This window comes from Nocardia sp. NPDC006982 (assembly GCF_042869435.1).
Taxonomy (GTDB): domain Bacteria; phylum Actinomycetota; class Actinomycetes; order Mycobacteriales; family Mycobacteriaceae; genus Nocardia.
The window spans coordinates 13,333-26,230 of sequence record NZ_JBIAFV010000011.1 but is presented as its reverse complement, the minus strand read 5'-3'; the positions used below and the strand labels follow the sequence as shown (position 1 = coordinate 26,230).

General features: G+C 64.9%; 12 protein-coding genes, 1 tRNA gene and 1 other RNA gene. 9 read left to right on the top strand and 5 right to left on the bottom strand.

Annotated elements, in window-relative coordinates; genetic code table 11:
- The first annotated feature begins 2 nt into the window (after positions 1 to 2).
- The gene (locus ACFYOW_RS33555; RefSeq protein WP_387294088.1) at positions 3 to 440 is read left to right on the top strand and encodes an SRPBCC family protein; all 438 of its coding nucleotides are present in this window, start codon (positions 3 to 5) and stop codon (positions 438 to 440) included.
- A 50-nt stretch (positions 441 to 490) separates the two neighbouring features.
- Here the strand turns inward: ACFYOW_RS33555 and ACFYOW_RS33550 are convergent, their stop codons facing one another.
- Together ACFYOW_RS33550 and ffs are read right to left on the bottom strand one after the other, a co-directional pair.
- Entirely contained in the window at positions 491 to 1,780 is a 1,290-nt protein-coding gene (locus ACFYOW_RS33550; RefSeq protein WP_387294087.1) for an aminotransferase class I/II-fold pyridoxal phosphate-dependent enzyme, read from the bottom strand.
- Positions 1,781 to 1,922: 142 nt separating this feature from the next.
- Positions 1,923 to 2,017: signal recognition particle sRNA small type (gene ffs, locus ACFYOW_RS33545), an RNA gene on the bottom strand.
- 140 nt (positions 2,018 to 2,157) lie between these two features.
- Here ffs and ACFYOW_RS33540 point away from each other — a divergent pair.
- From ACFYOW_RS33540 to ACFYOW_RS33530, 3 genes are all read left to right on the top strand, one after another.
- Positions 2,158 to 2,245: transfer RNA gene (locus tag ACFYOW_RS33540), tRNA-Ser, on the top strand.
- A 552-nt stretch (positions 2,246 to 2,797) separates the two neighbouring features.
- Positions 2,798 to 3,790: a zinc-binding dehydrogenase gene (locus tag ACFYOW_RS33535; protein ID WP_387294086.1), complete on the top strand. Its 993-nt coding sequence runs from the start codon at positions 2,798 to 2,800 to the stop codon at positions 3,788 to 3,790.
- A 149-nt stretch (positions 3,791 to 3,939) separates the two neighbouring features.
- Positions 3,940 to 4,944 (top strand): RNA polymerase subunit sigma-70, encoded by a 1,005-nt coding sequence (locus ACFYOW_RS33530; protein WP_387294085.1) that lies wholly within the window; start codon positions 3,940 to 3,942, stop codon positions 4,942 to 4,944.
- A gap of 296 nt (positions 4,945 to 5,240) precedes the next feature.
- Here ACFYOW_RS33530 and ACFYOW_RS33525 read toward each other — a convergent pair whose 3' ends face one another.
- The gene (locus ACFYOW_RS33525; RefSeq protein WP_387294084.1) at positions 5,241 to 6,638 is read right to left on the bottom strand and encodes a WS/DGAT domain-containing protein; all 1,398 of its coding nucleotides are present in this window, start codon (positions 6,636 to 6,638) and stop codon (positions 5,241 to 5,243) included.
- A 166-nt stretch (positions 6,639 to 6,804) separates the two neighbouring features.
- Here ACFYOW_RS33525 and ACFYOW_RS33520 point away from each other — a divergent pair, with 166 nt between their 5' ends.
- The gene (locus tag ACFYOW_RS33520; RefSeq protein WP_387294083.1) at positions 6,805 to 8,430 is read left to right on the top strand and encodes a cytochrome bc complex cytochrome b subunit; all 1,626 of its coding nucleotides are present in this window, start codon (positions 6,805 to 6,807) and stop codon (positions 8,428 to 8,430) included.
- Between the two features lie 81 nt (positions 8,431 to 8,511).
- Here the strand turns inward: ACFYOW_RS33520 and ACFYOW_RS33515 are convergent, their stop codons facing one another.
- Positions 8,512 to 8,721: a DUF397 domain-containing protein gene (locus ACFYOW_RS33515; RefSeq protein WP_387294082.1), complete on the bottom strand. Its 210-nt coding sequence runs from the start codon at positions 8,719 to 8,721 to the stop codon at positions 8,512 to 8,514.
- Between the two features lie 420 nt (positions 8,722 to 9,141).
- Here ACFYOW_RS33515 and ACFYOW_RS33510 point away from each other — a divergent pair, with 420 nt between their 5' ends.
- From ACFYOW_RS33510 to ACFYOW_RS33500, 3 genes are read left to right on the top strand one after another with little or no spacing between them, the layout of a single operon-like run.
- The gene (locus ACFYOW_RS33510; protein WP_387294081.1) at positions 9,142 to 9,630 is read left to right on the top strand and encodes a DUF309 domain-containing protein; all 489 of its coding nucleotides are present in this window, start codon (positions 9,142 to 9,144) and stop codon (positions 9,628 to 9,630) included.
- 20 nt (positions 9,631 to 9,650) lie between these two features.
- Positions 9,651 to 10,583 carry a tRNA glutamyl-Q(34) synthetase GluQRS gene (gene gluQRS, locus ACFYOW_RS33505; protein ID WP_387294080.1) on the top strand — a complete coding sequence of 311 codons (933 nt, stop codon included), beginning with the start codon at positions 9,651 to 9,653 and terminating at the stop codon, positions 10,581 to 10,583.
- 45 nt (positions 10,584 to 10,628) lie between these two features.
- Positions 10,629 to 11,330 carry an RDD family protein gene (locus ACFYOW_RS33500; protein WP_387294079.1) on the top strand — a complete coding sequence of 234 codons (702 nt, stop codon included), beginning with the start codon at positions 10,629 to 10,631 and terminating at the stop codon, positions 11,328 to 11,330.
- Positions 11,331 to 11,396: 66 nt separating this feature from the next.
- Here the strand turns inward: ACFYOW_RS33500 and ACFYOW_RS33495 are convergent, their stop codons facing one another.
- Entirely contained in the window at positions 11,397 to 11,909 is a 513-nt protein-coding gene (locus ACFYOW_RS33495) for a DUF4190 domain-containing protein (protein ID WP_387294078.1), read from the bottom strand.
- Between the two features lie 29 nt (positions 11,910 to 11,938).
- On the opposite strand from ACFYOW_RS33495, the gene ACFYOW_RS33490 reads away from it, so the two are divergent.
- Positions 11,939 to 12,721, top strand: a complete 783-nt coding sequence (locus ACFYOW_RS33490) for a queuosine precursor transporter (RefSeq protein ID WP_387294077.1) — start codon at positions 11,939 to 11,941, stop codon at positions 12,719 to 12,721.
- The last annotated feature ends 177 nt before the right edge of the window (positions 12,722 to 12,898 follow it).

Sequence of the window (12,898 nt, the reverse complement as noted above, 5' to 3'; positions counted from 1 at the left end):
TCGTGGCCGTCGACGTATCGACGGAGGCGGTGATCGAGTGTCCACGCGCTCAGGTCGCCGCCTTCGCGGGCGATCCGACGAACGCCCCACGGTGGTACGCCAATATCGACCGCATCGAATGGCAGACCGAGCCGCCACTGCGGATCGGATCGCGCATGGAATTCGTCGCGCGATTCCTCGGCAGGCAACTCGTGTACACATATGAAGTAGTCGAGTACACACCCGGCGAACGACTCGTAATGCGCACCGTCGAGGGACCGTTCCCGATGGAGACGACCTACGCCTGGGCCGACGCCGGACCGGACCGCACCCGAATGATCCTGCGCAACACCGGAACTCCCAGCGGATTCGGCAAACTGGCCGCACCGATCATGGAGGCGGCGATGCGGCGCGCCAATCGGGCCGATCTGGCACGATTGGCGGCGCTGCTGGAGGCTTGAAATACGGTGGACGCGTATCGGATTCGATACGCGCCCACCGAATTCGCCGACTATTTCTGAAGCAGCTTCTCAGTGGCCGCGAGCAGTACGCAGGTGGCCAGACCGTCCATCGCCTTCTCCAGTTCCGGCAGCTGGGGGAAGCTGGGGGCGATGCGGATGTTCTTGTCCTCCGGGTCATTCCGGTACGGGAAGGCCGAACCGGCCGCGGTGAGCGCGATGCCAGCATCCTTGGCCAGCGCGATCACCCTGGCCGCGGTGCCCTCCAGGACATCGAGGCTGATGAAGTAGCCGCCCTTCGGCTCGGTCCAGGACGCCACCTTGGACGCGCCGAGCCGATCCTCCAGAATCTTCAGTACCAGTGCGAATTTCGGTTCGAGGATGGCGCGATGCTTCTGCATATGCGCGCGCACGCCGTCGGCATCCTTGAAGAACCGCAGGTGACGCAGTTGGTTGATCTTGTCCGGGCCGATGCTCTTCTTCGCCGCGTGGTCGAGGTACCAGTTCAGGTTCGGCGTGGACGCACCGAGGAAGCTCACCCCCGCACCGGCGAAGGTGATCTTCGAGGTGGAAGCGAAAACAATGGGACGGTTCGGGTTTCCGGCCGCGGCGGCCATACCGAGCACATCGAGGACGGGTGCGGCGGTATCGGTCAGCGGATGCACCGCGTAGGCGTTGTCCCAGAACAGGCGGAAGTCCGCCGCCGCGGTTGGCATCGAAACCAACTCCTGGACAACCTCTTCGGAGAAGATGACACCGGTCGGGTTGGAGTAGTTCGGCACCGCCCACAGACCCTTGATCTGCGGATCATCGGCCACCAGTGCGGCGATGGCGTGCACATCCGGTCCATCGTGACCGATCGGAATCGGAATCATCTCGAAGCCGAGCGCCTCGGTGATCGCGAAGTGCCGGTCATAGCCGGGGCTCGGGCACAGGAACTTCAGCGTGGGCTCGGCCACCCAGCGCCGCTCGGAATCCGGTGTGCCGTACAGCAATGCGTAGCTGATCACATCGTGCATCAGCTCGAGGCTGGCGTTATTGCCCGCGATCAGGTTCTCGACCGGAATGCCGAGCAGCTCACCGAAGATCGCACGCAATTCCGGGAGACCGTGCAGCCCACCGTAGTTGCGGCAATCGGTGCCGGCGCCGTCCTTGAAATCGCCGGGGCCGGGCAGCGTGAGCAGTTCCGCGGAGAGGTCGAGTTGTTCCGGCGAAGGTTTACCCCTGGTCAGATCCAGCGTGAGCTTCTCGGTCTTGAGCGTCGCGTAATTCGCGGTCTGGGTCTCGTGTTCGGACACGAGCTCCGGGGGGCTCATCAAACCGATCTGCGTTTGCCGGGGCATCCTGAGCAGCCTTTCGAAGCAGCGAAGGGGCGATGACGTCCGAGCCGATTACCGCGGTCGGACCGTTCGATCCAGCCGAGCGCGTTCGACGTCCGGCGGACCGTGTTCACGTTACCCGGCGGTTGCTCCGAATTGGAGTGAATATAGGGGACCCCGCGCACCCGGCAGAGCCCGTTGACCCTTGCTGCCTTCCGGCCCTGGGGGAGTTCACAGGATGCGCGCCGCGCGGGATCCGTATGCAAGTGTAGCGGGCGGATCCGACAATGATCACCACCGGGGTGGACCGCAATGGGTCGAAACGGGACCGAACTGGGAGTTCCCGCCCCGAGCAGCCCCAATTTGGCGACCGGCCGGGGGCACCCGGTATGCTGCTGCACGGAGGATTCGCCTAGTGGCCTATGGCGCTCGCCTGGAACGCGGGTTGGGTTAACGCCCTCAGGGGTTCAAATCCCCTATCCTCCGCCACGAAATAGCAGGTCAGGACATGTTTTCATGTCCTGACCTGCTGTTTCTTTTCGGACCACTGTCAACCACTGCTCGACCCGGGCATCGACGCGGTCAACACTCAATCCTCCGTTTAGACATGGTTGCGTTCGCGGCTGTCACTTTCCGCAGCCCGCCCCGGCGGCGCACCATGGGTTCTGTGACGCCGATCCACACATCAGTCGGGCTGACCCATGGTCGGGGCCACAGCGGGGTTTCATGTCTCGGTGACTACGACCGGGTCATAGATTGTCGCCGCTGATATCGCCGACGCAGTTGGACACACTCGACTCGGCACTACAGGATGTCCTGCGCCGCAGCGGGTCTCGCCCGTCGGCCGCTGGTGCGGTCAGCGCGGTGGACGGCAGCACAGCTCGCTGTCGTCGCCTGCTGCCAAGGTCGCTGTGCCGCAGGGCGTGCGCGCAGGCTCACCGGTCCGTCGTTTTTCGGACGATTCGCGGCCGCCGATTCCTTTCCGTGGCGACCGAGGTCTACATGGTCGACGAGGCAAGCCGAGAAAGAGAGCTGATTGCTGTGAGTATTCCCACCACTATGCGCGCCCTGCAGCAGACCTCGCTGAAGGGTCCGCAGGATATGCGGTCGATCATCGACGCGCCGGTCCCGGTGCCCGGCCCGGGCGAGGTCCTGATCCGGGTCGCGGCCGCCGGTGTCAACTTCGCCGATATCTCGCGGGCCTACGGCACGTTCCTCGACGGCCCGCAACCACCGTATCTGGCGGGTTTCGAGGCCGCCGGCGAGGTCGTGGCAGTGGGTGAGGCTACGACCTGCCCGCAACCAGGGGCCACGGTTATCGGCGTCGGCTACGGGGCTTTCGCCGAGTACATGGTCCTGCCCTCGGCTGCGGCGGTTCCGGTGCCGGACAGCTGGACGGCCGAGCAGGCGCTGGGCTTGGTCGTGAACTGGCCCACCGCGCTGGCCGCGCTCAGGCCTCTGGGCCGCATCACCGCAGGGGAGACCGTGCTGATCCACGCCGCGGCGGGCGCGACCGGCCAGGCCGCGGTGACCATGGCCAAGCACTATGGTGCGACGGTCATCGCCACTGCCTCGCCGGGCAAGCACGAGACTGTGCGGGCACTCGGCGCCGACCACGTCCTGGACTCCCGCACCGAGGACCTCGCCGCCGAGGTACTGCGGCTGACCGGCGGCATCGGCGCCGATCTTGTGCTCGAGTCCGCCGGCGGCGCAACCTTCGCCGCCGGCCTGGCCGCGGCCAAGCGGGTCACCGGCCGGATCGTCGTCTACGGCGTGGCAGGCGGTAAAGCCGCGATCACCAACTGGGAGTTGGTGTACAAGCACCAGGTCCACATCATCGGCCTCAACATCGGCGTGCTGAGCCAGGCCGCACCGCAGATATTCGGCGAGCTCATGGGTGAGCTGTCCGCGCTCATCACCGCTGGCGTCCTCACTCCCGCTCGCCCCACCGCCTACGACTTGTCCGACGGCCCGAAAGCCCTCGCGGAACTCGAAACCCGCACCACCACCGGCAAACTGGCACTGGTGCCGTGACCACCCCTGAGCTGCGTTTCGATTCCTTCACAACAGCATCCCGGTCGTAATCAGCGACCGTCCCGACCGGCGGGAGCGGTCCGGACAAGGAGCTGCCTGTGGGATTCCACCGCACATCCGGCCAGCCGGCTACGGCCTACACTCGCGACATGACGGCGCACGTGCCGGAGGCGGCGAACCAGGACCGGTTCGCCGCCGAAACCGAGCGGTTCCGCCGGGAGCTACTGGCGCACTGCTACCGCATGGTCGGCTCGTCCCAGGACGCGGAGGACCTGGTACAGGAAACATATCTTCGGGCATGGCGTTCTTACGCCGGCTTCGAAGGGCGCGCGTCGATTCGGTCCTGGCTCTACAAGATCGCCACCAATGTCTGCCTGACGGCCTTGCAGCCGCGCCGGATCCGGGTGCTGCCCTCGGGCCTGACCGGGGCTTACGACGGGCCCGATCGCCCGCCGAGTCACGTTGCGCCGGGCGAGGTCTCGTGGCTGGAACCGTTGCCGGACGGGTGGATCGCCCCGGCCGCCGACGATCCGGCCGCGGCGGTGATCGCACGAGAGTCGCTACGGCTGGCACTCATCGCCAGCCTGCAGCACCTGCCCGCCCGCCAGCGCGCGATCCTCATCCTGCGCGAGGTGCTGGCGTTCTCCGCGGCCGAAACCGCGGAGATCCTCGGCACCACTACGGCGGCGGTCAAGAGCGGTCTGCAGCGCGCCCGCGCCCGGCTCGACGAACTGGATCCGGAGCCCGAGGAACTGCTCGAACCGACCGACCAGCGGGCACGCGCACTACTCGACGGCTACATCGCAGCCTTCGAGCGTTCCGATGCCGGTCTGCTGGAACAAGTGCTGCGCACCGACGCCACGCTGGAGGCGACGCCATTCCGCGAATGGTACGCAGGCCGGGTGCGGTGCATCCATATGCTCGACGCGTACGTGCTCGGCACACCCGGCGACTGGCGGATGATCGCTACTACAGCCAACGGCCAGCCAGCCGCCGTCATCTACTACCGAGACGCCGACTGTGTGTTCCGGGCAAACGGCATCGTGGTGCTGGCCCCAACTACTACCGGAGTCTCCCGAGTGATCGCACTCCACGACTCGGCGCTGGTCGCGATGTTCGGCTTCCCGGACGTGCTCGCGCCAATCCAGCAGTAGCGCCCCGTCCGATCCTCGAACTGGTATTCGAACCGGAACCACGGGCTGGGCTTGCTCTCGGATGTCTGCGATGGCCGGCTCGCGACCGCTCGGCGGCGCACCCGTCCGCTTCACCGGCGGCTTCCCCGCGATCGTTTCGGGCATTCAGCCAAGTCGGTTGGTGATGTGGTTGTGGTTCCGCCCCGCTCGATTGCCGCCGCCGCGGTCTCCGCCCGAATGTGTAGGCGTTCAATGCATTCGAACATTTTCGATGTCGCTCGGCCATAACTAGAAGTACGGCGTCGGGCTGCGGTGAATCACTCGGTTGAGGTTTCGGGCTCGCCCAATTCAGCTATGGCACAGTCGAATAACTCGTTCAGGGCATCGCGTAGCAAGTCGACGTAAGTGTCTATGTCCGGTAGTGCGGCGGTATCGGCGTGGATCGAGACGGTGACGGTGTCGCCGAGGCCGTGTACGCCGTGGGTCAGGTGCATGACCGAGCCGATTGCGGGGAAGCCGCCGGTGAAGCGGACGGGTGCGCCGCCGAAGGTCAGGTCGGCGGGGCCGCGGTGGACGCTGGAGACCACCGTGTGTCCGGCGATGGAGTCGGGGACGGTGTCGAGTAGGTAGCGCTCGATGTCGCGGCGCAGTAGTGGCGCTGGGGTGACGGCGGTGACGCGGTCCTGTGCGGTGAGCAGTGGGTGCTGTGCGCGGGTTCGGCGATCGGCGAGGGCTGCGGCGATCTTGTTCGCGCGAGCCAGCAGGTCCGGTTCGTCGATGAACAGGTCGACACCGAGGCTTCGGTAGTTATTGCGAGCGGCTATCCGATTGTCGGACAAGGCCATCGGCACTTGCGCGCCGAGGCGGTCCGGTCGTTCCCCCCGCGCCGTCAGATAGCGATCGAGTGCGATCGACACTGCGGTCAGCGCGACCACGGTCACGGTGCGGCCCGGGATGCGCAGTCGTTCGGCATCGCAGACGATCATCCGCACCTGATGGGCATGCCCATCTGTCGAATCGCTACGGTTCACCAGACTCGGTGTGAACGCGGGTCCCGGCCCCGGAAGCCTTCCCGCACTGGTCAATTCGGCCAGCTGCTGCTGCGCACGGAATGCCTGATAGCCACGAATCACCGTGCGCGCGAACTGAATCGGCATCCGAAGCAGCGCCAGCACCGAATTCACATGCATGGGATTCACCGGCGCTTGCGCAGACGAAACGTCCCGCGCAACCACCTCGGCCCCACCAACCTCGGAAAACAACCCCCTGGCGAGCTCCGCACCCCGTCGCCCATCCGCCAACGCGTGCGACATCTGCAACACAGCTACCATTGCCGGTCCAGCACCCCCCGGCGCACCTACGACCTCACGAAACACATGCAACCGCCATGGCCGCACCGCGGCGTCCACCCCGGTACCGAGCAGTTTGCCGAGCACCTCACACACACTCGGCCAATCTGGTTCCGGAAGCATATGTTCCACAAATTGCTCGGCACGGAATTCACACCGAACCCATGCCGGATAGTCCAGATCTGCGGGCAGCTCCCGCAGCCGCACCGACAGGTCGGCAATCTCCGCGCTGCGGTGCGCGACGAACTCGCGCAGTTGCGCACCGGAACGCCCGGAATCTTCGAAGCAATACAGCATGAAGAGGTCATTTCGGGTACGGCCCGACAGCCAGTACATCGTCGCGTCCTGGGCGGCCACCGTACTCACGACTCGACGATATGACACCGGTTACCGGCACTATTGGTCGGCACCGGGAAACTGAATGATCTTGTTCCACATTGCGGTTCAGGGAAACCTATCGATTCCCGGCCGATCCCCTGCTACCGTCTGTAGTAGAACACATACCACCACTCACCAGAGCGGGGTGTCGGCCATGGCTATTGACATAGGTCGTAAGGCAGGCGAACAAGCCAACTCCTTCGACGAGCGATATCAGGCCGCGAGATTCATCAAACGGTCGATCAACAAGGTTTTTCCGACCCACTGGTCGTTCTTACTCGGCGAGATCGCGCTCTACAGCTTCATCATCCTGGTGCTGTCCGGTACCTATCTGACGCTGTACTTCGACCCATCGATGGCCGAGGTCACCTACAACGGCGCTTACCAGCCGCTGCGCGGGGTATCGATGACCCGCGCCTATGAGACGGCGCTGAACCTCTCCTTCGAGGTCCGCGGCGGTTTGTTCGTGCGCCAGGTGCACCATTGGGCAGCACTGCTTTTCGCGGCCTCGATCATCGTGCACCTGTTCCGCATCTTCTTCACCGGCGCGTTCCGCAAGCCGCGCGAAGCGAACTGGGTACTCGGCTCGCTGCTGCTGATCCTGGCCATGTTCGAGGGGTACTTCGGCTACTCGCTGCCCGACGACCTGCTCTCGGGCACCGGCCTGCGGGCGGCGTTCTCTTCCATCACGCTCGGCATCCCGCTCATCGGCACCTGGATGCACTGGTTGATGTTCGGCGGCGACTATCCGGGCGAGATCATCCTTCCGCGCCTGTTCATCGCGCACGTACTGCTGTTCCCCGGCATCATGCTCGCGCTGATCGCCGCGCATATCGCGCTGGTCTGGTATCAGAAGCACACCCAGTTCCCTGGTCCCGGCCGCACCGAACGCAATGTGATCGGCACACGCATCGTGCCGGTGTTCTCGCTGGATCAGGGCGCGTTCTTCGCGTTCACCCTCGGTGTCGTCGCACTTATGGGCGGCCTGCTGCAGATCAACCCGATCTGGGCCTTCGGGCCCTACAGCCCGGCCAAGGTATCGGCGGGCACCCAGCCGGACTTCTACATGATGTGGACAGACGGCATGATGCGCCTGATCCCGCCCTGGGAGCTGTATCCGGGCCGCTATACCGTGCCCGCACCGTTCTGGGGTGCGATGATCATGGGCTTGGTCTTCACCGTGCTGATCGCCTATCCGTGGATCGAACGGCGCCTGACCAAGGACACCGCACACCACAACCTGCTGCAGCGCCCGCGTGACGTGCCGGTCCGCACCGCGATCGGCGCGATGGCGATCACCTTCTACGTGGTACTGACGCTGTCCTGCGTGAACGACATCATCGCTTATAAATTCGATGTCTCACTGAACGCGACCACCTGGGTCGGCCGGATCGGCATTCTGACCCTTCCCGCGGTGGCCTACTTCGCCGCTTACCGCATTTGCCTGGGCCTGCAGCGCAGCGACCGCGCGGTGCTGGAGCACGGCATCGAGACCGGCATTATCAGACGGCTGCCGCACGGCGAGTACATCGAGATCCACCAGCCGCTCGGTCCGGTCGACGAGCACGGTCACCCGATTCCGTTGACCTATCAGGGCGCGACGGTGCCGAAGAAGATGAACAAGCTGGGTTCGGCGGGCAAGCCGGGCACCGGCGGATTCTTCCGACCCGATCCGTGGCAGGAATCCCGCGCGCACATGGCGGCCGAGCACGAGGAAGAGCGCAGGCAGCTCGCCGTACTACGCGCAGCTCAGGAGGAGACCGACGGCCAGCACCACTGAGAAAGGGCGCTGAGCACCTGCGAAGGCCCCGAGTCCGTGCCGACCCGGGGCCCGTGCTGTTGGTTCGGACGTACCTGTTGTTCAGGCGCGGCCGAACTCCCCCTTTGACATTCCGTTTAGGAACGCGTTCCACTCGCCGGGCGTAAACGCCAACAACGGACCATAGCCGTTGTCTTTGGTGTCGCGGACCGCCACGTTGCCGTCGACGAGAAATGCAACTTCCACGCAGTTCCCGTCGGGGCCGCTGTATGTGCTCTTACGCCACACAGCGCCCGTCAAGTCAACTTCCACGGCACTAGCTCCTTTGCTGCGTCGAGAACGAGATTATTCTTCTGACATCGTTCTAACTAGCACCGGCATCCGGCGCGGAACGCCGAATCCCGCGGTGCGCCTTGCCAAAGCGCGCGACTTTCACGGTGCGTCGTGATCGCACTGCACTTCGAGGTGAATTCACCTCGCGGGGTCGCCCCCGCGCGGTAAACAGTAGCAGGTTCCTCGAGAATTTGCCGATCTCTTGCCCATTCAATGCTCGCATTTGCCAATCTTGCGAAGATGGGGAGTTGCGGGAACATTGCCAGAAGATGACATTCATTTCTATGTTTGCTGGGCAGCAAACTTTTTGGGATGTGATTGCTCCGTGATCCGTCAATTAGTCGTGATCGAACCAACTCGGGTGGACGCCTTCGACTCCGTCCGTGGATGATGGGCAGCATGGTCGAACGCCCGCGCGACGAGGCAGGTCGCGCACGCAATCCCCGCCCACGCGACCGGTTCGGGCGGCCGCTGCCCGTCGGCAGCGTCGGCGTGCCGCGAATTCCGGACGACCTGAATCTGCCGCCCCAGCAAACCCTTTCCTACGCCCAGCAACTGCTGGATGACGGCCTGGCATTCAACGCACACGAGGTATTGGAGGCCGCATGGAAGAACGGGCCGTTCGCCGAAAGGATGCTGTGGCAGGGTCTGGCGCAATATGCGGTCGGCCTCACCCACATCCAGCGCGCGAATCCGAAGGGCGCGCGCACGCTGCTCACCCGTGCGGTGACCCGGCTGCGCGCCTATGAGGCCGAGCGAAACACTGCTGTGCCGTACGGAATCGACCGCGCGGGTCTCATCGCGCACGCCGAGGACCTGCTTGCTGCCCTCGACAGCGGAACCTCCATTACCGAAGACCGACTCAAGCCGCAGCTGCTGATCCGGTGACCCACGCCGTAACCCCTAGCATGGCAAACGTGCCAGTAATCAGAAATCCAGCAGGCAGGTACGCCCCAAGCCCGTCCGGCGATCTGCACATCGGAAATCTGCGCACCGCGGTGCTGGCCTGGTTGTTCGCGCGATCGACCGGACGCCGCTTCGTGCTCCGGATCGACGATCTGGATCGCGTCCGGCCCGGCGCCGAACAGCGCCAACTGGCGGATCTCGCCGCGATCGGACTGGATTGGGACGGCCCCGTAGTCCGGCAGAGCGACCGGCTGCCGCACTATCGAGCGGCCATCGATCAACTCACGGCGGCCGGGCTCACCTACGAGTGCTATTGCACCCGAAGGGAAATCCAGCAGGCCGCGACCGCACCGCACGGACCGCTCGGCCACTATCCGGGCACCTGCCGTGATCTGACCGAAGCCGAGCGGGCCGCGCATCGCATCGACGGACGCCCGGCCGCGTTGCGGTTGCGTGCGCACGCAACCGAATTCGAGATCACCGATGAATTGCACGGGCGCTACCGCGGTCCCGTCGACGATGTCGTACTGCGCCGCGGCGACGGAATTCCGGCGTACAACCTGGCCGTCGTCGTCGACGATGCGGAGCAGGGCATCGATCAGGTGGTCCGCGGTGACGATCTGCTGCCGTCGACGCCACGTCAGGCCTATCTCGCGACGCTGCTCGACCTTCCGGTACCGCACTACGCACATGTGCCGCTGGTGCTGAATGCCGCGGGCAAGCGACTGGCCAAGCGCGACGGCGCGGTGACACTCGCCGATCAGCTCGCCCTCGGCAACACACCCGATCGCGTCGCGGCCGCACTGGCCAGTTCCCTGGGCTATCCCCCGATTTCGCCTGCCGAACTACTCGACGGGTTCGACCCGGCCGATCTGACCCGGGAACCGTGGATACTCGATGAGAATGGGTTGTTGCAACCCGCGCGATGTCCGTAACGTACGCAATCGACCGATCTACTGATCACTGACGAGGACACACATATGACAAGCGGTGGGTACGACCCCAACCAATATCCGCAAGGCGGGCAACAATACCCAGGCGGCCAGCAGTACCCGCAGGGTGGACAGCCCCAGTACGGCCAGCAGCCGCCGCAGTACGGTCAGCAGCCCCAGTACGGTCAGCAGCCCCAGTACGGTCAGCAGCCGCCGCAGTACGGACAGCAGCCGCAATACGGTCAGCAGCCGCAGGATCCCTACGGCCAGCAGCAGCCCTACCCCCAGCAGCCCTATGGCGAGCAGCCGGGATACGGATACGGCGGACAGCCCGGTGATATCGGAGCCCGGATCGGCGCCCGCATCATCGATCACCTGATCGTCGGCATCCCGATCTCCGTCATCATCACGCTCATCGTGGGCTCCGGACTCGGCGGGCAGATCGTGACCGGTCTGGTTGGCGCGATCGCAGGGCTCGCGTACTTCGTCGGCATGGAGACCTCGCAGGGCACCACCCTCGGCAAGAAGATCCTGGGCCTCAAGGTCGTCGCCCCCGGCGGCGCGGCGAAGGTCACCCCGGAGGTTTCGCTGAAGCGCAACCTCTATGTCGCCCTCGGCATCATTCCGTGCATCGGTGGCTTGGCCGAGCTCGGCCTGGTCATCTACATGATCATCACCACCTCGCAGGACCCGAACAAGCAGGGCTGGCACGACAAGTTCGCCGGCGGCACCCAGGTCGTCAAGGCCTGATCGCCGACACCGGATACAGCTCAGGGGCGCTCCCGAAATCGGGAGCGCCCCTGATGTTTTCGAGTCCTATGTCGTCGAGAGCGCGACGTTGAGAATCACGTAGACGATGGCGAGCACGATGCCGCCCGCGCCCACCCAGATACCAGCCAGCGCCAAGCCGCGGCCCTCCTGTCCGCGCTCCTTGATCTGGTTGAGTGCGATGACACCGAGCACGATCCCGACGATCGAACCGATGCAGGTGCACAGCCCGACCACCGAGGCGACCAGCGAACCGATTGCGAGGCCATTAGTGCCCTGGGCCTGCTGCGGATAGCCATACGGCTGATACGCGCCCGGATAGGCTGGGGTCTGCGGGTACGGCTGCTGCGGGCCGGCGACCGGCTGCTGCGGGTAGCTCGGGTACTGCGACTGCGGCTGAGGTGGCGGCGTCGGAGCCGGCTGCTGCGGGTACTGCGGCGCGGACGGGTACTGCGGTGCCGAGGGGTACTGCGGTACCGACCCCTGGGAGCCAGCCTCCGGCGACACGCCTTCGCCGCCGTACTGTTTCCACCATTCGTCGGAATCGCCGGGATTCGTCATTGGTACAGCCTATTCCACAACCTGGTTGGATGAAGCGCGTGAGTGAGTCCAAAACAGTCGAAGAACACCCAGAATCTGGGGGCCCCGCAGCGGCCCACGCGGCATTCGCCGTCGCCGCGCGGGGCTACTACACCCCCATCGTCGCCCTGTTCACCGCGACGCTGATCATCTCGAATATCTGCGCAACCAAAGGCGTCCAATTCTTCACCGATCATTCGGTGAAGCTGGGCCCCATCGAGATCCTGCCGATCTCCACCGACGGTGCGTGGTTCCTGTTCCCCCTGGCCTACATCATCGGCGACGTCCTGAGCGAGGTGTACGGCTTCAAGGCCGCCCGCCGGGCCATCTACTACGGCTTCGCCATCCTGCTGCTCGCGGTCATCTGCTTCAAGATCGCCATCGAGCTGCCCGCCGCGACCTTCTACGACAATCAGGAAGCCTTTCGATCCGTCATCGGCACCACCCCGCAGCTGGTCGCCGCGGGCCTGGCCGGGTACTTCGTCGGCGAGATGCTGAATTCGGCCTCGCTGGTATTTATCAAGGAGAAGACCAAGGAGAAGCACCTGTGGGCGCGGCTGATCGGCTCCACGGTCGTCGGTGAATTCGGTGACACGCTGATCTTCTGCTCGATCGCGGCCACCGCCATCGGCATCGACAGCTGGGGACAGTTCGTGAACTACGTGATCGTCGGCTTCGTCTGGAAGACGCTCGCCGAGGTCATCGTGCTGCCGATCACCTACCGGGTGATCGCCTTCCTGAAGAAGCACGAACCGAGCTACGCGCCACGCGAAACTCCCGCGCTCCTGAGCTGAAAGTTGTTCCGCCACAGGCCCGCTCGGGCGCAACCACAACGGAGCGAGTCTTACGAGCGACGTCTCGCGCCCGAGTCGGCGCTCCCGACACATCGCGAGGTGCTCGAGCGAACCTGGGGCGGTCAGCGGAAGTGCTGAAGCAGTAAGGATCCAAACCCTTCCCAGCCACCACGGAGC